Source organism: Paraburkholderia atlantica, from assembly GCF_000092885.1.
Taxonomy (GTDB): domain Bacteria; phylum Pseudomonadota; class Gammaproteobacteria; order Burkholderiales; family Burkholderiaceae; genus Paraburkholderia; species Paraburkholderia atlantica.
Genome location: NC_014119.1, coordinates 1,084,777 through 1,105,995, shown reverse-complemented (window position 1 = coordinate 1,105,995; position 21,219 = coordinate 1,084,777). Strand labels below are relative to the sequence as shown.

The 21,219-nt window shown below is 63.2% G+C and carries 21 protein-coding genes; 13 read left to right on the top strand and 8 right to left on the bottom strand.

Features of this window, described 5'->3' with window-relative positions; genetic code table 11:
- The first annotated feature begins 287 nt into the window (after positions 1-287).
- Positions 288-707, top strand: coding sequence for a DUF1810 domain-containing protein (locus BC1002_RS32660; protein ID WP_013094251.1), 420 nt, complete (start codon positions 288-290; stop codon positions 705-707).
- 72 nt (positions 708-779) lie between these two features.
- Here BC1002_RS32660 and BC1002_RS32655 read toward each other — a convergent pair whose 3' ends face one another.
- Positions 780-1,742: a Vgb family protein gene (locus BC1002_RS32655; protein WP_420798804.1), complete on the bottom strand. Its 963-nt coding sequence runs from the start codon at positions 1,740-1,742 to the stop codon at positions 780-782.
- Between the two features lie 228 nt (positions 1,743-1,970).
- Positions 1,971-2,798 carry a zinc-binding dehydrogenase gene (locus BC1002_RS32650; RefSeq protein ID WP_013094249.1) on the bottom strand — a complete coding sequence of 276 codons (828 nt, stop codon included), beginning with the start codon at positions 2,796-2,798 and terminating at the stop codon, positions 1,971-1,973.
- 341 nt (positions 2,799-3,139) lie between these two features.
- Between BC1002_RS32650 and BC1002_RS32645 the strand changes: the two genes are divergently transcribed.
- From BC1002_RS32645 to BC1002_RS32635, 3 genes are all read left to right on the top strand, one after another.
- Positions 3,140-3,499 carry a hypothetical protein gene (locus BC1002_RS32645; protein WP_013094248.1) on the top strand — a complete coding sequence of 120 codons (360 nt, stop codon included), beginning with the start codon at positions 3,140-3,142 and terminating at the stop codon, positions 3,497-3,499.
- A 475-nt stretch (positions 3,500-3,974) separates the two neighbouring features.
- Positions 3,975-5,660, top strand: coding sequence for an FAD-dependent oxidoreductase (locus tag BC1002_RS32640; protein WP_013094247.1), 1,686 nt, complete (start codon positions 3,975-3,977; stop codon positions 5,658-5,660).
- A 5-nt stretch (positions 5,661-5,665) separates the two neighbouring features.
- The gene (locus tag BC1002_RS32635; protein ID WP_013094246.1) at positions 5,666-5,857 is read left to right on the top strand and encodes a DUF2783 domain-containing protein; all 192 of its coding nucleotides are present in this window, start codon (positions 5,666-5,668) and stop codon (positions 5,855-5,857) included.
- A 7-nt stretch (positions 5,858-5,864) separates the two neighbouring features.
- On the opposite strand, the gene BC1002_RS32630 is transcribed toward BC1002_RS32635, so the two are convergent.
- Complete coding sequence (locus BC1002_RS32630; protein WP_041735774.1) at positions 5,865-6,719, bottom strand: IclR family transcriptional regulator; 855 nt, start codon at positions 6,717-6,719, stop codon at positions 5,865-5,867.
- A gap of 5 nt (positions 6,720-6,724) precedes the next feature.
- A complete protein-coding gene (locus BC1002_RS32625; protein ID WP_041735772.1) occupies positions 6,725-7,528 on the bottom strand; it encodes an IclR family transcriptional regulator in 804 nt (267 codons plus the stop codon).
- A 206-nt stretch (positions 7,529-7,734) separates the two neighbouring features.
- Between BC1002_RS32625 and BC1002_RS32620 the strand changes: the two genes are divergently transcribed.
- The 7 genes from BC1002_RS32620 (at position 7,735) to BC1002_RS32595 (ending at position 15,072) form a co-directional block, all read left to right on the top strand.
- Positions 7,735-8,694, top strand: coding sequence for an MBL fold metallo-hydrolase (locus BC1002_RS32620; RefSeq protein WP_013094245.1), 960 nt, complete (start codon positions 7,735-7,737; stop codon positions 8,692-8,694).
- A gap of 125 nt (positions 8,695-8,819) precedes the next feature.
- Positions 8,820-10,145 (top strand): MFS transporter, encoded by a 1,326-nt coding sequence (locus tag BC1002_RS32615; protein ID WP_013094244.1) that lies wholly within the window; start codon positions 8,820-8,822, stop codon positions 10,143-10,145.
- Between the two features lie 150 nt (positions 10,146-10,295).
- On the top strand, positions 10,296-10,418 hold the full coding sequence (locus BC1002_RS39480; RefSeq protein WP_013094243.1) for a hypothetical protein: 123 nt from the start codon (positions 10,296-10,298) through the stop codon (positions 10,416-10,418).
- 100 nt (positions 10,419-10,518) lie between these two features.
- Positions 10,519-12,354 carry an extracellular solute-binding protein gene (locus BC1002_RS32610; protein WP_013094242.1) on the top strand — a complete coding sequence of 612 codons (1,836 nt, stop codon included), beginning with the start codon at positions 10,519-10,521 and terminating at the stop codon, positions 12,352-12,354.
- Between the two features lie 16 nt (positions 12,355-12,370).
- Complete coding sequence (locus BC1002_RS32605; protein WP_013094241.1) at positions 12,371-12,580, top strand: hypothetical protein; 210 nt, start codon at positions 12,371-12,373, stop codon at positions 12,578-12,580.
- A 128-nt stretch (positions 12,581-12,708) separates the two neighbouring features.
- The gene (locus BC1002_RS32600; protein WP_013094240.1) at positions 12,709-14,604 is read left to right on the top strand and encodes an FAD-binding monooxygenase; all 1,896 of its coding nucleotides are present in this window, start codon (positions 12,709-12,711) and stop codon (positions 14,602-14,604) included.
- Positions 14,605-14,631: 27 nt separating this feature from the next.
- Entirely contained in the window at positions 14,632-15,072 is a 441-nt protein-coding gene (locus BC1002_RS32595; RefSeq protein ID WP_013094239.1) for a MarR family winged helix-turn-helix transcriptional regulator, read from the top strand.
- A 40-nt stretch (positions 15,073-15,112) separates the two neighbouring features.
- Here BC1002_RS32595 and BC1002_RS32590 read toward each other — a convergent pair whose 3' ends face one another.
- The 3 genes from BC1002_RS32590 to BC1002_RS32580 form a co-directional block, all read right to left on the bottom strand.
- On the bottom strand, positions 15,113-15,736 hold the full coding sequence (locus BC1002_RS32590; protein ID WP_013094238.1) for a c-type cytochrome: 624 nt from the start codon (positions 15,734-15,736) through the stop codon (positions 15,113-15,115).
- Positions 15,729-17,018, bottom strand: a complete 1,290-nt coding sequence (soxC, locus tag BC1002_RS32585; protein ID WP_013094237.1) for a sulfite dehydrogenase — start codon at positions 17,016-17,018, stop codon at positions 15,729-15,731. Before soxC ends, BC1002_RS32590 begins: the two co-directional genes overlap by 8 nt.
- A 169-nt stretch (positions 17,019-17,187) precedes the next feature.
- Positions 17,188-17,388: a hypothetical protein gene (locus BC1002_RS32580; RefSeq protein ID WP_013094236.1), complete on the bottom strand. Its 201-nt coding sequence runs from the start codon at positions 17,386-17,388 to the stop codon at positions 17,188-17,190.
- 231 nt (positions 17,389-17,619) lie between these two features.
- On the opposite strand from BC1002_RS32580, the gene BC1002_RS32575 reads away from it, so the two are divergent.
- On the top strand, positions 17,620-18,447 hold the full coding sequence (locus tag BC1002_RS32575; protein ID WP_013094235.1) for a MetQ/NlpA family ABC transporter substrate-binding protein: 828 nt from the start codon (positions 17,620-17,622) through the stop codon (positions 18,445-18,447).
- A gap of 93 nt (positions 18,448-18,540) precedes the next feature.
- Positions 18,541-19,506 carry a sulfonate ABC transporter substrate-binding protein gene (locus BC1002_RS32570; RefSeq protein ID WP_013094234.1) on the top strand — a complete coding sequence of 322 codons (966 nt, stop codon included), beginning with the start codon at positions 18,541-18,543 and terminating at the stop codon, positions 19,504-19,506.
- A gap of 33 nt (positions 19,507-19,539) precedes the next feature.
- On the opposite strand, the gene BC1002_RS32565 is transcribed toward BC1002_RS32570, so the two are convergent.
- A complete protein-coding gene (locus tag BC1002_RS32565) occupies positions 19,540-20,940 on the bottom strand; it encodes an MFS transporter (RefSeq protein WP_013094233.1) in 1,401 nt (466 codons plus the stop codon).
- Positions 20,941-21,219 lie beyond the last annotated feature (279 nt).

The following is a 21,219-nucleotide window of genomic DNA, read 5'->3' as shown; positions in this document are numbered from 1 at the left end:
AGAGCCCCTATTCGCCCCAGACTGCCGAGGATGCGATTTCCCATCTCGAACGGGTCCTGTCGGCGGCTGCCGCGGAATCTCTGTTCACCGGCGTCTATTGGCCCGCACGGGTTCAGCAACTGAGCGCTACACGAGGATTGACTCCGTTGCAGCGAGCAAGGCTTGTGAGACTACTCAAGTCTGTTCCATTGCCGGTCCGGGACGAAGATCGATCGTAGACCTCTACCTTCATGCGCGCGAGAATCGTGGTTCAACGATAGGTTTTCACGTCTGCAGCGGAGTACGAAATGGACGATCCCTACGACCTTCAACGCTTCCTCGATGCGCAGGACCCGGTCTATGCGCAGGTATGCGATGAACTGAAGCATGGACGTAAGCGAAGCCACTGGATGTGGTTCGTGTTTCCTCAAATCGAGGGGCTCGGTACCAGCGCAATGGCCCAGCGATTCGCGCTTTCGTCGCTGGCCGAAGCGCAAGCGTACCTGCGCCACCCGACACTCGGTCCACGGCTACGCGAAACCACGCAACTGGTCAACCTCGTCAGCGACCGCTCCATCGAGGAAATTTTCGGGTATCCGGATCACCTCAAGTTTCGCTCGTCGGTCACCCTGTTCGCGCGCGCCACGAACGACAACGATGTATTTGTCGAAGCATTGCGCAAGTATTTCGGCGGAGAAGCCGATCCCCGAACCCTCCAGCTGCTCTAGCCACTTTTATAGCTGGCCCGCGCCCGTGGAGCGCGGCGGACTGCGCAATTCCGGTCCCGGTTCAATGTGGCGTCACTGCCGGCCCACATCGGCTGCATGAGACCGGTAGAGCAGCAGATGATCGGTGGCTGATTCCGACAGCCAGACCTCGCCCGGGCGGCCCATCATCTGACGAACGTTCGCGTGGTCACGCGGCAGCGGCAATACGTCGAAGCGCTCGGTACGCGGATCGAAGCGCACTAGCGCATTGGCGCTCCATTCACTGAGCCAGACGATGTCCTGGTCGTCGACGAATATTGCGTACGCATGCGGACCGTTGCCGGGCAGTCGCCATTCACGCCATTGATGCATCGCGGGATCGAATACGCCGACCTTTCCGGCGTTCCACTCGCTGACCCAGACGCGCCCAATGGAATCGGCCCAGACGCGGCGCGCGCCCTGATTCGCCGTTGGTGGCTCGATGACCTCGGCCGCACCCGTCGTCCGGTCGATGCGACCGAGATAATTTCCCGCCAGCGAAGCGAAATACAGATCCCCAGCGCGGGTCACGCAGATACCGTACGGCCCGGCCCCGCGCGGAGCATCGAAGACGCGCATGCGCGCGCGCTGAGGATCGAGCTCGCCGTAGATACCACTTTGCCCGGTAAACCACAGATGCCCCTGTTTGTCGAACACTGCGGTATTCAGATTGGCGTCTGACCGGTCCTTGGGCAGCGGAAAACGTGTGATGGCGAGCGTCTTCGGATCGATGCGCACGATTGCGTTCTGGCCGCCGTCAGTGACCCACGCCGCACCGTCGGGGCCGACGATCACGCCATGTGGCGCCGATCCGGCGCCGAGCGCGATCGTGTCGATCTTGCCGCTGCGCGGGTCCAGCCGCCCGACCGCTCCCCGCGCCTGAGCGGTGTACCACACGGTGCCGTCATGCGCCGGTGCGACGTCATGCGGTGCGCTGCCGGCCGGCACGGCGAAGCTCTCGAACGACGACGGCTGCTGTGCTTGAGCGTACGCGAGACCAAGCTTGTCCATGTTCATCGCGTCAGCGATGGCGCAGATCGTCAAGGCAATCACAAACCGGGCGGTCGAACGCGGGGCCAACTTCGTTGCACGAAGTCGCTCGGACGACGCATGCCACGGACGGATCGCGAACGTCCACCAAAGAAGCACCGCAAGCAACAGCAGAGAAATCAGCATCGGCGGTCTCCGTCGCTGTCCGTGTCAGCTAACGTATCACGAATGCCACTGGCCGGGACGCGTCTGCCTTCAGCCGATCACGATCACCGCCTTCCCCGCCTGCCGACGCTCCTCCAGCGCCGCGTGCGCTTCCTCGACGTTGTCGAGCGTATAGCGGCCATTGATCTCGACATTGAGCGCGCCTTGCCGGATGGCGGCGAACACATCGTCCGCGCGACGCTGCACCGTGGCGGCATCGGCGAGATGATCGGCCAGCCGCGGACGCGTGAGAAACAGCGAGCCCGCTTCGCCGAGTTCGTGGGGGTCGAGGTCGCGCATCGGCCCCGTGACCGAACCATAGTTGATGATCAGGCCGCGCACCCGTGCGGCGCGAAAGCTATCGCGCAAAGTGGTCTTGCCGACCGCATCGAACACCACATCGACGCCCCTCCCACGCGTCAACTCGCGAATCCGATCAGCGAAGGCGCCGTGTTCATAGAGCATCACATGATCCGCGCCGCGTGCCCGCGCGATGGCAGCCTTCTGCGGCGTACTCGTCGTCGCGAACACTTCCACGCCGCGACGCTTCGCGAGCCGCGCGGCGGGTACGACCGCAAAGTCGGCGTATGCGCCCCACGATATGCACCATGCCACGCGATCGCCCGCGCAAAGCGACGTCACACCCGCTCCGGTTTCGACGACCTCGCCCGCGCCTTCCATGCCCAGCGCGGAGCGAACCCTGACAGGATAGGTGCGCGAATCGCGATACTTGTCTTCTCGCGTGTGGACGTCCATGAAGTTGACGCACGCAGCGGCAACCCGTATCAGTACCTCGCCGAAACCCGGCTTCGGTATGCCGAGTTCGACACGGCGCAGCACCTCGGGTCCGCAATATTCATGGATATGGATCGCTCGCATAAACCTGTCTCCACTGGTTTCAATGAGTCGTCGAATAATCGTCGGAACAACCGTGTTCAATCAACATCAGGAGACCCGCCGGCTGAACGATCAGCGGCGGCCCGCCAGGTCAGGCACTAAATTCAGCTGCCATATAGAGGGTTTACCCTGGCAAATCTCACTGAAAGCTATTTGAAATGAATGGGGCGTTCGTTAGAATGAGTCCTGTGCTGAGACGAATCCGAAAGAATCCATCAGCGCCTCGCTGTACCGGAGGCGACCGCAGTCGGCTGACAACCTCACATCACTTCAGAAGGCAGTCGTCGTTATTCAGTAGACCTTAATCGAACGGAGAGTAGATCATGAGCCGCCTTACCAACCGAATCGCCACAACGCTCGTCGTGCTCGGCCTGATGACTTCGGGCGCAGCTATCGCCCAGCAGCCCACCACGACGGCGCCCCCTGTCGCAGAGGTTGCTACTGTACCGACGACTACCCACAATGACCCTATCGTTCAGAAGCGAAACGAGATTCGCGAGGCCAACCGCGAACAACGTGCCCGGACCGCGGAAGCCAGAAAGGCGTTCAGGGCCGAAGCTCGCGATGCCCGGCAAGAACGCAACCAGGCGGCAAGCGAGTCCCGCGACCGCGCACGCGCCGCCTTGGCCGAATCGGCACAACCTGGCACGACTCAGGCCGGCGCGGCGCATACCACCCAATGAGTTATAAACGCTACGGGGTCTGTTCAGGAAGAGCTGTGCCGGTCCTCAGTTGAGAAGAATCCAATCGTTGATTGTCAGTCGGTACCCGGCCCTTCCTACCAGCGGAGCCCTCGCATGTGCGAGTGGCTCCGCATTTTTTATATGCCTGTTTTTAGCAACTTCACCGTAGGTAGCCGGCCGGCCACTTCACTCAAAACCTGAACTGTGCGACGCACCAGCGTTGCTGATTTCCGCCACGAGAATACGCACGTGCTGAACCGCATCTGCGCTCAATTGCTCCATCGACGCCGCGGTTTACTGCGGTGCGCTTGCCGGTCAGCGATTTCGTTGCCAGCAGCACATGCGGGAGCAAACGCACCAGGGTAAATACAGATTCGATCGCCTAAAAAGCTTTATAGAATGGGCAGCATTAGCAAGGAGCAATAATGCTTGCTATAGATTAATCGAAGATATCCCGCAGAACCCCGGAGACGCCATGCAGATCGACTACCAAACGATGCGGTTCGACTACCAGCGAGCCGCCGACCACGATGCCGGTGCCCCGCTCACCTATCCGGTCGTCGTGATCGGCGCTGGCCCGGTCGGGTTGTCCGCGGCCATCGATCTGGCCCAGCAGGGCGTTCGCACCGTGCTGCTCGACAACGACGACACGCTGTCGAGCGGTTCGCGCGCGATCTGTTTTGCGAAGCGGACGCTGGAAATTTTCGACCGGCTAGGGTGCGGCAAACGGATGGTCGACAAAGGCGTGAGCTGGAACGTCGGCAAGGTGTTCCTGCAGGATGAACTGATCTATACGTTCAATCTGCTGCCGGAAACAGGCCACGCGCGACCTGCGTTCATCAACCTGCAGCAGTACTACGTCGAAGGCTATCTGGCAGACCAGGCGAAGCAGACCGCGAATCTGCAGATGCGCTGGAAAAGCAATGTGATCGGTGTGACCCAGCAAGACGACCATGTCGAGTTGCAGGTCGAAACGCCCGATGGCATCTATTCGATGCGCGCGCAATACGTGGTCGCCGCCGACGGCGCGCGCAGCGCGGTGCGCAAGGCACTCGGTCTCGACAGCCGCGGTCGCACCTTCAAGGACCGATTCCTGATCGCCGATGTGAAAATGAAGGCGCCGTTTCCGACCGAACGCTGGTTCTGGTTCGACCCGCCGTTCCATCGCAATCAATCGGTACTGCTGCATCGGCAACCCGACAACGTCTGGCGCATCGATTTCCAACTCGGCTGGGACGCCGATCCGGTCGCGGAAAAACGGCCTGAAAAAGTGATTCCGCGCGTGAAAGCGCTGCTCGGAGACGATGCCGAGTTCGAGCTCGAATGGGTCAGCGTCTACACGTTTTCGTGTTTGCGAATGGACAGTTTTCGGCATGGCCGCGTGCTGTTCGCGGGCGATTCGGCGCATGGCGTATCGCCGTTCGGCGCGCGCGGAGCGAATAGCGGCGTGCAGGATGCCGACAATCTGGCCTGGAAGCTGCGGCTCGTCGTCAACGGCGACGCGCCGCCAGCGCTGCTCGATACCTACGCATCGGAGCGCGAATATGCGGCGGACGAAAACATCCTGAACTCATCGCGCGCCACCGACTTCATCACGCCGAAAAGCGCGGTTTCGCGGATGTTCCGCGACGCCACGCTGAAGCTCGCGAAAGAGTGTCCATTCGCGCGGCGCATCGTCAACAGCGGCCGCCTGTCGGTGCCGGCGGTGCTGCGCGACTCCCCGCTGAACACGCCCGACGCCGACGCGTTCAACGGTGCGATGGTGCCCGGCGCGGCCAGCACCGACGCGCCCGTCAAGCTCGCTGGCGAAGACGCCTGGTTCCTCAATCAGACCGGACATGGCGGCTTCACGGGTGTGCACTTCTGCGGCCAGGGGGACGACCTGACGAAATGCGCCGAAAAGCTTCGCGCGCTCGCAAACCTCGCGGTGCCGGTCCACTCATTGATCGTCGTGCCACGCGGCGCGCCCGTGACGGCTCTGCCGGACATACCTCACGTCACGGTGATCGAAGACATCGAAGGCATCGTCACGCATCGCTTCGATGCGCGACCCGGCACGTTTTATCTGCTGCGTCCGGACCAGCACGTCTGCGCGCGCTGGCGCGCTCTCGACACGGCATCGGTCACCAAGGCCGTGGATCGCGCAACTTGCAACGGATAACCATCATGACCAAGCTGAACATCGAAACGAACATGGCCGATCCCGATGCGTTCTATGAAAAACTCATCGACGCGCACAACGGACTGACCGACGAACAAAGCCACTTCATGAACGCGAAGCTCGTGCTGCTGCTCGCGAATCACATCGGCGATGCCGACGTGCTGCTCGAAGCGCTCGCGCTGGCGCGCGCGGATTGAACCGAGTTCAGCGCCCGATCCAGCCGAACCGCCACGACAGCCGTCGTGTCGTGGCGAGCAGCCTCTGCGCGGTCGCACCGTCCAGGCTGAAGTCAGAGCCCCCGGATGGACCGATCACCGCGACCACCAGGCTGACGCTGCCCGTGTGATCGAACACGGGCGCGGCCAACGCGCCGATGCCCGGCACCGGCGCATCGAGTGCGTCATCGATGCCGAAGTTGCGCACCTTCGCGCGGCGTGCCAGATACGCCGGGACCAACGAAGGCGGGCCTTTTTTCGGCGCCACCAGTACCTCCGAAGCCGGCGCACCCGCGAGCCTGATCGATTCCTGCGACAACAGCCCGACCAATACGTCGTCGGCGAGATGCGCAGCGAACACGCGCCCTATCGCCGTGTTGACGAGCGACATCACGGTGCCCACGCGCAGGCTCACGTGTTGCGGTCGCGCCGATTCTTCGAAGCGGATCACGGTAGGTCCCAAAGGTCCAAGAATCGCCACCGCTACGCTCATGCCGGATTCCACCGCCAGCGTGACGATCTCCGGTTCGGCATCGCGAATCGGCGACATGCGCTGCAACGCAATCAGGCCGAGCTCCATGCCGAGCGGTCCCGCGCTGAAAAGACCCGCGTCGTCGCGGCTCAGCAAACCCACCTTGAGCAAACTCACCAGATGCGGAAACGCCTTGGCGGCGGGCATATCGGCGGCGGCGGCCAGATCGCGCAGCGACAGCGGACGGCCCGCGGCAACGAGGGCCAGCAGGAGTTCGCCGGTGTTGTCGAGCGCGCTGATGCCGCGCTGAGCTTTCGTATCGCCGAGTTGGGGCGGGTTCGCGTCGGACGCGTCCGGGGTTTCGATCTGCATGATTCTCAGGGGGGTGTGACCAGTGCTTCGGTGATGCGTCGGGAAGTTTCGAGCAGCTGACGTGCGACCGCGCCATCCCACGCGACGTCGATCGAGCCCGACGAGCCGATCGCCGTCAACGCGAGTTGCATCCGTTGATCGCCATCGAACACCGGCACGCTCAGACTGCTGATGCCCGGACTCGGCGCATCGATGCCGCGCTCGATGCCGCGCGCGCGGATCTCATCGAAGCGTTTGCGCCACTCGGCGCTAGCCGGCGCTTTGGCAGCGCGGCCGCGCGCTGGCGTCGGCTCCGCCGACTGCGCCTGGCTTCGCGCCATCTGCGCGACCTGCTCGGGCGCACAGAACGCGCAGAAGACGCGGCCCGTCGATGTCGCTTCGAGCGACATCACCGTGCCGATGTGCAGATTGACATGCAGTGGCGCACCGCTGCGCTCGTATCGAACGATGGTCGGTCCCTGCACGCCCGCCACGCAGATCGCCACGCAAAGACCGATCCGCTCCGCGAGCGCAGCCGCGTGGGGCGCCGCGATGCGATAGACGGGCTGCTGTTCGATATGCATGAGGCCGAGCCGCAGCGATAGCGGCCCCGGCTCGTAGTTTCCGGTTAGCGCGTCGCGCTTGACGAGGCCGAGGCGCGTCAGGCTCACCAGATAGGTATGCGCCTGCGCCGACGACAGTTGCGCCTCGCCGGCCAGTTCGGTCAGCCCGAGCGGTTCGCGCTGTCGCGCCAGCGCCTGCAGCAGCCGGCCACCGACCTCGACGCTTTGAATGCCCCGCTGTTTCTTTTCGCTTGTCGTATCAGCCATCGTGTTGTCCGACCTTGTCCGAAGGAGGCTCGGCCCGTTCGGTGTCGCGCCCGTGGAAGGCCTAGATGGTATCCGATCGGCCCGTGCCGACCAACCAACGGAGTTTACCCTAGCTTAGTGAATGACAAGGTATTTTGTCATTGACAAATATCCACGCGGCGACGACTATTACTCATCCCCCAACGAGTCGTGAGACGGAGACAGACATGGCGAAGGCTTTCGCATCCCAGGCCGACCTGGAAGAAAAGAAGATCACGTGGACCCAATTGTCGGAAAACGCGTATGCGTACACGGCCGAGGGCGACCCTAATTCGGGCGTGATCATCGGCGACGACGGCGTGCTGATCGTCGACACCACCGCCACGCCGGCCATGGCGCAAGACCTGATCGCGAAGATCCGCAGCGTCACCGACAAGCCGATCAAATACGTCGTGCTGTCGCACTATCACGCGGTGCGGGTGCTGGGTGCGTCGGCGTACTTCAAGGAAGGCGCGCAGCAGGTGATCGCCAGCCGCGGCACTTACGAAATGATCGTCGAGCGCGGCGAAGCCGATATGAAGTCGGAGATCGAACGCTTCCCGCGCCTTTTCGCCGGCGTCGAAACGGTTCCCGGCCTGACGTGGCCGACGCTGGTGTTCGAAAAGGAAATGACGCTGTTTCTCGGCAAACTCGAAGTGCGCATCGCGCATCTCGGCTCGGGCCATACGAAGGGCGACACGATCGTCTGGCTGCCGTCGCAGAAGGTGTTGTTCTCCGGCGACCTGGTCGAGTACGACGCGGCCTGCTACTGCGGCGACGCGCAACTCGAACAATGGCCGGCAACGCTCGAAGCATTGCGCGCGCTGAACGCGGAAAAGCTGGTGCCGGGTCGCGGCCCTGCGCTGCTGTCGCCCGCGGAAGTGAACAAGGGCCTCGACTACACCAAAGACTTCGTGACCACGCTATTGCAGGCGGGCCGAGAAGCGTTCAGGGACAAACTCGATCTGAAGGGTGCGATGGCGCTCACGCGCAAGGCGATGGACCCGAAGTTCGGCAATGTCTTCATCTACGAGCATTGCCTGCCGTTCGACGTGTCGCGAGCCTACGACGAAGCAAGCGGTATCAGTCATCCGCGCATCTGGACCGCGCAGCGCGACAAGGAGATGTGGGACGCGTTGCAAAGCTGATCGTCCCACGCACTCCGGGAAAGACCGTCCGGTCTTTCCTTTTCCCCGTTCAAACCATGAAGGCGCGCTAGACGCCTCGGGCGCGCTCGTCTTCGCACAGGCGTGCTCCGCACCTGGAGCGAGACATGCAGCATTCCCTCGATGGCAACGCCATTGGCCACGCCGCGCCCGTCGCGAGCGACGATTCGATGTTCAGGAAGGTCGCGTGGCGCATCGTGCCGTTTCTGTTTCTTTGTTATGTCGTGTCGTTTCTGGACCGGATCAACATCGGCTTCGCGCAATTGCAGATGAAGCAAGATCTCGGCTTCAGCGACGCGATGTATGGACTCGGCGCAGCCGTGTTCTATGTCGGCTACGTGCTGTGCGAGGTGCCGAGCAATATTCTGTTGGCGAAATACGGCGCGCGTAAAACCTTCATGCGAATCATGCTGCTGTGGGGCATTGCGTCGATGTGCATGATGTTCGTGTCGAAGCCCGCGCACTTTTACGTTCTGCGCTTCATGCTGGGCGTGTTCGAGGCGGGCTTTTTCCCCGGCATCGTTCTGTACCTGACGTACTGGTTTCCGGCCAGCCGGCGCGCCGCCGTGATCTCGGTGTTTTTCGCGGGCGTGGCGGTCGCGGGGGTGCTCGGCGGACTTTTCTCCGGCTGGATCATGCGCGACATGGGCGGCGTGCTGAACCTGTTCGGATGGCAGTGGATGTTTGCGATCGAAGGCGCACCCGCTGTGATTCTCGGATTGCTGTCGTGGCGCTATCTGGTCGACAAGCCGCACGACGCGAGCTGGCTCACGCAGACTGAAAAGGACCGGCTCGTCGCGCTGTGCGCGCAAGGTCAGGCGAAAGACAGTGGGCATCACGGTCGCAGCTTCGCGGCGGCGTTGCTCAATCCACGCGTCTATCTGTTCGCGTTCATCTATTTTTCGCTGACCTGTGCATCGCTGACGCTCAACTTCTGGATGCCGTTGATGATCCGTGATTTCGGCGTTCAGGATGTGGTTGCGACGAGTCTTTATACGGTGGTGCCGAATGCGATCGGCGCGGTGGGCCTGATTCTGATTGCGCGCCGCTCGGATCGGACCGGGGAACGGCGTAAGCATTTTGCTTTCTGCACGGTGGGCGGGGGTCTCGCGCTTGCGGCACTTACACTGCATCTGAGCAGCTTTGCTGCAATGCTGGGTATCTTGTCGCTGGCTGCCGTGTTGATTTTCGCGGCGCTGCCGATCTTTTGGTCAGTTCCTACCAGCTATCTGTCTGGTAAAGCGGCTGCGTCGGGCATTGCCTTCATTAGCAGCATTGGCATCACCAGCGGCATCGTCAGCCCGTGGGTGATCGGGCAGATACGCACTGCGACGGGCAGTATGGATCTCGCCGTTTATATTCTTGCCGGGCTGCTTGTACTTAGCGGGGGCGCGTTGATGGCGGGTGTCAAAGGCGATGTGATGCGACGGTGATGCATGATCGACCGGTTGCCGCTGGCGTCGCAGCGTCAGCATGCGCGCCGCGAAACGCGCAGAGCACGAAGAACGACAGTCAAGCGAAGCGTTCAGGCACGGCTAATGCACATGACGACGACACCGGCCCCAACATCGAAAGGGAAAGCCATGTCCACCACGCCGTCCGCCATCAGGCATCCAGCCGGACATCCATCGAAGTTCGCACCCGCGAACGTCGAAGTGCTGAACCCGCTCCCGTATTGGGATGTCATGACGGGCGCGGGCGGCTGATGTGCGCCGCGCGATCGCCTGCCGTGTGGATGCACCGGTCGGATACCGGGATCGCGTTTTGACTTTTCCAACGAACCGCTCGTCCAACAGCTGGCGCCTGATGCTCGCGCTCGTGCTGAGCGGATCGGCGCTATGGAGTGCCGATCCCGCTTGCGCCGTGTACGCGATCGCGCAATACGGCGAGCCCAAATATCCCGCCGATTTCAAGCACTTCGACTACGTCAATCCCGACGCCCCCCGCGACGGCACGCTCGTGCTCGCGAATCCAAACCGGCTGACCAGCTTCGACAAATTCAACCCATTCACACTGAGAGGCAATCCCGCACCGGGACTGGGACTGATGTTCGAAAGCCTGACGACCGGCAGCGCCGACGAAGTGGCGAGCGCGTATTGCCTGCTCGCCGACGACATCGACGTCGCCAAAGACGGCCGGTCGACAACCTTCCACATCAATCCGAAAGCGCGCTTCTCGAACGGCGATCCGGTCACCGCAGCCGACGTCAAGTTCTCGTTCGACACGCTGAAGAGTCCGCAGGCGCTGCCGCAGTTCGCGGTGTACTTCGGGCAAATCGCGCGCGCGGTGGTGATCGACCGGCTCACGATCCGTTTCGATTTCAAGGTCGCGACACGCGAAATGCCGCTGCTCGCGGGCGGAATTCCGGTTTTTTCGCACAAGTGGGGCATGCGGCCTGACGGCACGCGTATTCCCTTCGACCAGCTCGCGTTCGAGAAGCCGATCGCAAGCGGCGATTATCTGATCGACCGCTACGACAGCGGCCGAACCATCAGCTACAAGCGCAACCCGAACTACTGGGGCGCGTCGCTACCGGTCCGCGTGGGTACGCACAACTTCGCGCGCATCGACTACAAGCTGTATGCGGACGCGGTCGCGCAACTCGAAGCGTTCAAGGCGGGCGAGTACGATGTGCTCGTCGAACACACCGCGCAAAGCTGGGTGCGGCGCGATATCGGCAAGCGTTTCGACAGCGGCGAGCTGATCAAACGCGAGTTTCCTCATCACAACGGCGTGGGCATGCAGGGCTTTTTCATCAACCTGCGGCGGCCGCTCTTTCAGGACGTGCGCGTGCGCGAGGCGCTCGATCTCGCGTTCGACTTCGAGTGGCTCAACCGGCAGCTTTTCTACGATCAGTACAAGCGCACGGACAGCTTCTTCGTCAACACGGACCTGCAGGCCAAGGGCAAACCCAGTGAAGGCGAACTCGCGATTCTCGATCCGTTACGCCAAAAACTCGATCCCGCGGTGTTCAGCGAGATGCCGCGACAGCCCGACACCGATCCGCCCGGATCGCTGCGCGCCAACCTGATCAAGGCGCGCGACCTGCTGGCGCAGGCGGGCTGGACGTATCGTGACGGCGCGCTGCGCAACGCGAAGGGTCAGCCGTTCGTCTTCGAACTGCTCGGCGACACGGGCGGCGGCGTGTCGATGGAACCGGTCGCCGCTGCGTTCGGCCGCAATCTACAGAAACTCGGCATCACGATGAACTTTCGCACCGCCGATTTCGCACTGATTCAAAAGCGCATCGACGCGTTCGACTTCGACATGACGACCGTGCGCCTGCCCGACGTGCAGGTGCCGGGCACCGAGCAGCTATCGCGTTTCGGCAGCCAATACGCGGACGAGCCTGGCTCCGATAATCTCGCGGGTGTGAAGTCGCAGGCCATCGACGCGATCCTGCGCAAGGTGCTGGGCGCGCAAACGGAGGAGCAACTCGTCGATGCGACGCACGCGCTCGACCGGGTATTGATGAACGGCTATTACGTGATCCCGCACTGGTATTCCTCGGTTCATCGCATCGCATACCGGAACAGCCTCGCCTATCCGGCGAAGCTGCCGCTTTACTTCTCCGCCGACGAATGGGTTCTGTCGACGTGGTGGCGGAAGGCGGCTGGACCGAAACTTGCACGCCCTCCATGATTGGAGGACAACGATCATGAGCAGACTACTCTTTGCAATCATCGTATCGGTCGGGCTCGCGGGCTGCGTCGTCGCCCCGCCGCCGCCCAGCTATGGCTATGGGTATGCGCCAGCGCCCGCTTATGGCTATGCACCGGGGTACTACGTCGCACCGCCGTCCGTGAGCCTCGGCATCGGCATCGGCGGCTACTGGGGTGGCCATGGGGGCCATTGGCACGGTCATTGAATCAGACGATCCACGAGGGCTCTTCCGCACCAGGGTAAACATCCATCCTCGCACGAAGTACTTCAAAATGGTTGGGGTACGGAGTATATTCGCGTTCAGCAGATATCTACTGAACGGAGGATGACGTCATGCAATTTCATCTCAACGGTTTCCGGGTCGGCGATCCGACGATCGAACCAGCCATCAGCAACGCGCATGCTGCGCAGATGCCCGAGAAGGTCGATGTGCTGATCGTCGGCAGCGGCCCTGCCGGAGTCGTGCTGGCGGCGCAGCTGTCGCAATTCCCGTCGATCAACACGCGCATCGTCGAGCGTCGCGACGGACCGTTGCAGATGGGGCAGGCCGATGGCGTAGCGTGCCGTACCGTCGAGATGTTCAATGCGTTCGGCCTCGCAGATCGCCTTCTGCAAGAAGCCTATTGGGTCAATGAAACGGTATTCTGGCGACCCGATGCAAATGACCGCGGCGCGATCAGTCGTACCGGCCGAGTTCAGGATACCGAAACGGGCCTTTCGGAATTTCCGCACGTCATCGTCAATCAGGCGCGTATCCAGGAGTATCTGCTCGACGTGATGCGTCGCTCCGCGCGCCGGATCGAACCGGACTACGGACTCGAACTGGTCGACGTTCAGCGCGACGACACGCATGAATACCCGGTGCTGGTCACGCTGCGGCGTACCGATCCCGCGCGTCTCGACGAGACCGTGACCGTGCGCGCGCGCTATGTAGTCGGTTGCGACGGCGCTCGCAGCCGGGTACGCACCGCCATCGGACAGACGCTACGCGGTGATGCGGCCAACCATGCATGGGGCGTGATGGATGCGCTGGCCGTCACCGACTTTCCGGACATCCGGCTGAAAGCGGCAATTCAATCCGCGAGCAAGGGCAACCTGCTGATCATTCCGCGTGAAGGCGGGTATCTGGTTCGCTTCTATGTCGACCTCGGTGACGTCACCCCGGAGAACCGCGACAACCTCAAGCAGATCACGGTCGATCGCATCATCGAGACGGCGCAGAGCATCCTCCATCCCTATACGCTCGACGTCAAGGAAGTGGCGTGGTTCTCCGTCTACGAAGTCGGTCAGCGTCTCACCGACCGCTTCGACGACGCCATCGCAGCCGACGGTACTTCGCGCGAACCGCGCGTGTTCATCGCCGGCGACGCCTGCCATACGCATAGCGCCAAAGCGGGCCAGGGCATGAACGTGTCGATGCAGGACGGCTTCAATCTCGGCTGGAAGCTCGGCGCGGTGCTGGAAGGCCGTAGCGACGCCGATCTGTTGCGCACGTATTCGGACGAGCGCCAACCCATTGCGCAGGAATTGATCGATTTCGACAAGGAATGGTCGGCAATGATGGCCGCTCCGCCGAAGGACCCCAACCGGCCCGAGGCAGGCGGTGTCGATCCCGCGGAGCTGCAGGCGTACTTCGTTCGCGCTGGCCGCTACACGGCTGGCGTCGCAACGCGTTACCGGCCTGCCACCCTGACCGGTGAAGCGACGCATCAGGCCCTCGCCAAGGGCTTTACGATCGGCACGCGCTTTCACTCGTCGCCTGTGGTTCGCCTCGCTGATGCAAAGCCGTTCCATCTCGGACATGCCGCGCAAGCGGACGGCCGTTGGCGTCTGTACGCTTTTGCGGACGCGTCGGGTCGTGCGCTGAATGCGTTGTGCGAGCATCTCGACAAGTCGCCGGAATCCGTTTTGCGGCTCTTCACGCCGAAGGACGCCGACGTGGACAGCGTTCTCGATCTGCGCGCGGTGCTGCAACAGCCGCATCGCGAAGTCCGTCTCCAGGACATCCCCGCTCTGCTGCTGCCGCGCAAGGGTCGCCACGGCTTGATCGACTACGAAAAGGCATTTACGAGCGACGCGACGACTGATATCTTCGACGAGCGCGGCATCGATCGCGAACAAGGTGCGCTCGTGGTGGTACGTCCCGACCAATACGTGGCCCATGTTCTCCCGTTGAATGCGTACGCGGAGTTGAACGCCTTCTTCCGGCCCATCTTTCGCGCGCGTTAAACCATAACTAGATCCGACACTCCGAAATTGCCGATCAAACCTGAAGACGCCGGCGCGCTCCCCAAATTTACTGGCAGCCTGGTGCGCCGTGCCCAACAGCGCCATGCAGCGGTCTGGCTGAGCGAGGTTTCCGCGGAGATCACGAGCGTGCAGTACGCGGCGCTCGAGGTCTTGCACGAGACACCCGGCGTCAGTCAGCGGCAACTCGGAGACAAACTCGATGTGGATCGTTCGACGATCGCCGATCTGGTTGCACGTATGGTGCGCAATGGCCAGATCGAGCGCGCCGACGATCCTGTCGACAAGCGCAGTTATGTGCTGTATCTCACCGCTGCCGGTAAGAAGCAGCTTGCGGCCTTGCGTCCGCGCGTCGAGCAGGTCGAGCGCATTCTCACTGAAAGGCTGACGGCAAGCGAATTGGCGCAGTTGCGCCGCTTGCTTGCCGCGCTGTTGCCGCCGCAGGCTTGATGCGCTTACCGCTTCAATAAGCCCGTCGATCGAACTCTTGTCAAAGCCTGCCCGGTCGAGGGTCGGGCACGAAGCCATCCCGGTTCGGCATGCGGATAGCGGCGAGCGAATGCGCGTCGAGACGCGTATCGTCCGGCACGATGCCGTTGCGGTTCAAAATCCACGCGCTGAGCGCGTACACCTCGTCCGCGCTCAGCGACTGCGGCGCGTTGTACGGCATCGCCCGGCGGATGTAGTCGAACAGCGTCGTCGCATACGGCCAGTAGCTGCCAACGGTGCGCTTCGGATTCGCGGTCCCGAGCGTGCCCGCACCGCCGATCAGCTGATCGCCGATCAACCCCTCGCCTTTCACGCCATGACAGGCCGCGCATTTCGCCGCGAAAATGCGGCCACCCGTGGCGACGTCGCCGCTGCCGTTGGGCAGGCCGTGGCCGTCCGGCGCGACGTCGATATTCCATGCGCTCAGATCGGATTCGCTGACAGGCTTGCCGATCGCGTCGACGGAAGCGCGCCAGCGCGCCTGCGCAGCAGCGGCGGACTGGGCGCCGCGCGTTGCATCGAATGAAGAGGAGCAGCCTGCGAGCAGACTGCTAGCCGTGACCCATGCCAGCAGAGCGCGCATCGGTTTCGATTTCGAAGCACCGAACCTCACAGGTTCACGCATTTTTAACGCTCCCATCGGCTTCGATCCGCCACTGCTGAATGCCGTTGTAGTGATAGTTCGAGTTCAGTCCACGCGCCGCGACGAGCGCCTCGCGCGTCGGTTGAACGTAGCCGGTCGAATCCGTCGCGCGCGACAGGATGGCGGTCGGCGCGCCATTCCACACGAAGCCGGCCTGGAAGCGGGTCAACGCGCGATCGCGCGCGGGCTCATCGAGCACCGCCGTCTGCCATGTCGCTCCACTGTCGGTCGATACCTCGACCTTGCGGATCGCGCCGCGCCCCGACCACGCGAGCCCGACGATCGAATAGAAGCCCTGCGCGGTTAGACGCTGCCCGGCGGACGGCCGCGTGATCACCGACTTCGCGTCCATCTCGAACACGAACTGCCGCGCGCGGCCGTCGGGGAGGATGCCCGTGTATTTCGACGTTTCTTCGCGCGTCTGCAGCGGCGCATCGACGACTTTCAGCCGCCGCAGCCATTTCACGTTGGTATTGCCCTCGAAGCCCGGCACCAACAGACGCAGCGGATAGCCGTTCTCCGGCCGCAGGCGCTCGCCGTTTTGCGCATAGACGACGAGCGCGCGCTCGAGAATCCGCTCGAGCGGCAAACTGCGCGTCATCGCGGCGGCGTCCGCGCCTTCGGCGAGCAGCCATTGCGGCGTTGCGCCGTCGCGGGTCGCCGTGCGTCCACCGACGGCTTCGAGCAGCGTCGACAGCCTGACGCCCGTCCACTCGCAACACGACAGCAGGCCGTGCGTGATCTGCACAGGCAGCCCGCTCGGTCCTTTCCACTCGCTCGCCGTGTTGCCCGAACACTCGAGAAAATGAATGCGCGACTCCGATGGCAGGCGCAGCAGATCGTCCATCGTGAACAGCTTCGGCTCGCGCACGAGACCGTGAATCACGAGTCGGTGCGCATCGGGGTCGATATCGGGCACTCCCGCGTGATGCCGCTCATAGACGAGCCCATTCGGCGTGATCGAGCCATGCAGATCCGCAAGCGGCGTCAACGACGATGCGGCGCCCGGCATCGGCCATGCCCGAGCGGCACGGCGAATCACGTTCGACTCGCGCGGCGACGGCAGCCCGTACGGATGCTCGAGAATCGGCGCGCCGGGGGACTGTGTCCACGGATCGACGCTCAGCGGCTTTAACAGCGTCGCGGCCTTCAGATTCGGCGCGGCCAACGCGGACAGCGCGAGACCGCCCAACAGGCGGCGTCGCGGCGACGCGGGTTTCGACGCATCGTGCGCGTCGCTAGTGATACGTGGATGTCCCGACATGCTCGTGCCGGCGAGGCGGCCTGGGTTGATCGACAAGCGCACGAGTATAGGTAGTGTGCGCGCCCCGATCAAAGCCGATTGCGACTAAGGTTATGACGGCCGGCGATATGCCGCGCGGTGCGTCGTTGCCGCGCGTCGGCAGGCGCGCACAACCCCTCCTACGACACCGTCAATCCGGTGCAATTTCCGCGATCACGCTAAACGATTCGAGCGTATAGCCCATATTGAAGTAACCCGCGCGCGCGTAAGTCGCAATGCGCTCGAGGCGCTCGGGATCGTCGCGCGGGTGGTCGCGATGGACCCGCTGCCGCACGGCTTCGAAGGAGCCGGACACAGCCCGCCGATAGAACGATGCGAGGTTCAATGACATCGTGCGCCTCCTGGTGATGGCATTCGTCGAATCTAGTCAGCGTCGCGCGCTTGCGCAAACAAGCATTTGTGCAATGCTTTGCGCCGCCGACGCAATGGTGGTCCGGCGGTGCCGACGAAACGGCTCGTCCGCTTACGCTCAACCGCGATAACGATAGTGCTCGATATTATTTGTGCGCTAACGAGCGCCTCTCTACGATCTCCGGACCTTCACTTCGATCGCATTCCAATCATGACTACGACCAAAGCACTCAGGGCCGCACTCCTGACGGTTCTCGTTACATGCGGCATCGTCATCGCGCAACCGGCGCTCGCGGCAGGACAAACGGTGCGAGTCGGCATCATGTCCGGCGAGGACGAAGACGTGTGGCGCGCGGTCGCCGCCAACGCGGCCAGGCAGGGCATCACCGTCAAGATCACGACCTTCTCCGACTATACGCAGCCGAACGAAGCGCTGGCCGAACACGACCTCGATGCGAACTCGTTCCAGCACAAGCCCTATCTCGATGCGCAGATCTCCGCGCGCCACTATCAGATCGTGCCCGTCGGCTATACCTACGTGCAGCCGATCGGTCTCTACTCGCGCAAGGTGAAATCGGTTGCGGCGCTGCCGCAGAACGCGACGATCGGCGTGCCGAACGATCCGAGCAACGAAGGCCGCGCGCTGCTTCTGCTGCAGGCGAATGGGTTGATCAAGCTGCGCCCCGACGTCCGCCTGCTGCCGACCGCGCGCGACATCGCGGACAATCCGAAACACATCCAGATCAAGGAACTCGACGCGGGCATCGTCGGCCGTGCGATCGGCGACCTCGACGCTGCGGTCGTCAATACCGACTGGGCGATCAAGGCGGGCATCAAGATTCCGCAGGAACGCATCGCGCAGGAGAAGGTGCCGGGCAATCCTTATCGCAACTTCATCGCGGTCAATGCGAAAGACGCGAACGCTGCGTGGGTGAAGACGATCGTCGACAGCTATCAGCAGGCCAACGTCGCGTCGGCGATCCTGACCGTCTATCACGGCGCCACGCTGCCGGCATGGGATGGCGCGCCGCAGCACTGACGTGAAGCACGAATCACGCACGACTCGAGCGGCGGCGCTTCGGCCGCCGCGCATGCTGCCTTCTTCATTGCCCTTCTGATGGTATCGCCCGTCATGTCCATTACCAGAACGCCCCACGACCGCCGCACCTTCCTGAAACTTTCGCTCGGCGCCGCGGCCGCCGCGGCAGCGCCGCTTTCGTTCGCGCAAGGTAACGCGCGCACGTTGCGCGTCGGCAACCAGAAGGGTTATCTGAATCTGCTGAAGGGCCGGGGTACGCTCGAGAAACGGCTCGCGCCGCTGAACGTATCGGTCACATGGACCGAGTTCGCGGCGGGGCCCGTGCAACTGGAAGCACTGAACGTTGGCTCGATCGATTTCGGCGACGTCGGCGAAGCACCGCCGATCTTCGCGCAGGCCGCTGGCGCACCGTTGGCCTATGTCGCGGCGACCGACAAGCGGCCGCAGTCGGAAGCGGTGCTGGTGCCGCCGCAATCGACGATCCGCTCGGTCGCGGATCTGAAGGGCAAACGGATCGCGCTCAATAAAGGCAGCAACGTCCACTACTTTCTCGTCAAGCTGCTGCGTCAGCATGGCCTGCAATACGGCGACGTAAAGCTCGTGTTTCTCGCGCCGGCCGATGCACGCGCGGCGTTCGAGCGCGCGTCGATCGACGCGTGGGTCATCTGGGACCCGTTCTTCGCCGCGGCAGAGCATTCGCTCGGCGCGCGCGTGATCGCCGATGCGAGCGGCGTGGTCGGCAATCGCGCGTTCTACTTCTCGTCGCAGAGTTATGCGGCGAACAATCCCGACGTGATCCGCATCGTGATCGAAGAGCTCGACAAGGTCGATCAGTGGGGCAAGCAGAACAAGGACCAGCTTGCGAGCGAACTCGCGCAGCTATGGGGTCTGCCGAAGCAGGTCGTGGACGCGGCGGTGCAGCGTCAGCAGTTCGGCACGCAGCCGATTACCCGCGCGATTCTCGGCGAGCAGCAACAGATCGCCGATACGTTCCTCGATCTCGGCCTGATTCCGAAGCACGTCGACGTGCTGAAGGCGGCGCCTTCAAATCTCGCTTAGGCGCACCGGCGGCGCAACGGCGCCGCACCCGCGTCAACGCTCGGAGACCGGCCGCGTTGGCGTAGCCTGTGGTTCCTGCGGGGCATCGCTGTGCTCCGTCATGCGCCGCACCGAACTCACGCAGGCCGCGATCAATGCGAGCGCCGCGGCGATGCCAGCAATCAGCGTCAGGTGCCGGCCAGGCACGAGCCCGAACACGATGGATACCACCACCGCGCCGCTCGACTGACCGAGCAGACGACCCATCGCTTGCAGGCCGGACGCGCCGCCGCTGCGATGCCGCGGCGCACTGCCGATGATCACGCGATTGTTCGGCGACTGAAAGATCCCGAAGCCGAGACCGCAGACCGCGAGCCGCCACACGATGTCGAAACGCGTCGCCGTGTCGCCGAGCTGACAGAGCATCGCGAGTCCGCAGCCGAACACGACTAGCCCGACGCTGCTGATGCGGCCAGGCGCCCAACGATCGGACAGCCGGCCCGCGACCGGCGCGATCAACGCGGTCACGAGCGGCCACGGTGTCATCAGAAAGCCGGTTTGTGTTTCGGACAGCTTCAGCGTCTGCTCGAAATAGAACGGCAGCACGATGTAGGCCATCGTCTGTGCCGCGAACGAGCAGATCGACGTCGCCATCGACAATGAAAACACCGGCATGCGCAGCAGGTCGATGGGCAGCATCGGCTTCGCGAGCCGGCTTTCGCGTCGCACGAACAGCACGCCGGCCACCAGTGCGAGCGCAACCATCACGGCGCCGCGCTGCGTCGCCCCGGGCTGGTTGAAAGCCGCGAGACCCGAGATCAGCAGGCCGAAGGTGAGCGCGTTGAGCAGGACGCTCACGCCGCTCAGGCGAGCGCCCGAAGTCGGTGTCATCGGCAAAGTGCGCGCACCGATCGACAGCGCCAGCGCGCCGAGCGGCACGTTGACGAGGAACAGCCACTGCCAGTGCGCGACCGACAGAATCGCCGACGCGATGCTCGGCCCCGCCGCCGACGAAACCGCCACCACCAGCGACGACAAACCTACGCCGACGCCAAGCCGTGCCTTCGGAAAAACGAAGCGCACCAGCGCGATACTCACGCTCATGATGCCGCCCGCGCCGAAGCCCTGAAACACGCGAGCGACTGCCAGCACCAGCAGCGTGTGCGCATTCGCACAGGCGAACGACGCCAGCGTGAAGAGCACGAGTCCGCAGCAGTAGACGCGCTTGTAGCCGAGGCTGTCGCCGAGCACCGCGAGCGGCAGCAAGGACACCGTGATCGCCAGCTGGTACGCATTGACGACCCAGATCGCATTCGCGGGCGACACAGCGAGGTCGTTGCTGATGGTGGGGAGCGCGACGTTGACGATCGAGGTGTCGAGCACCGACATCGTCATCGCGATGGCGATCGCGAGGTACGCAAACGCACGTTGGGGATTGGGCAGGCCGTCGGTCATGGTGCAAGCGGGTCGAAAGAAAATACGGGCGACGGCGTGCCGCGCGGCTGCCGTCGCGGGTGCATTGTTGCAACTCTGACTCGTGGGAGCAAGGTTGCACCCGCTACCGGAATGATGGCTACCCGGCTCGTCTCTCCCGCGGCCTTGCGATTCGCGAGCGTGCATGCATTCGAGCGCCCGTCAGGCATGGCACGTGCAGCAGCTGAACCGGGGCGCGGTTGACCTTACTGCCCCGCACGTTGTAAACCTGTAGAAATCGTCGCCGCTATCAGCGTCGGC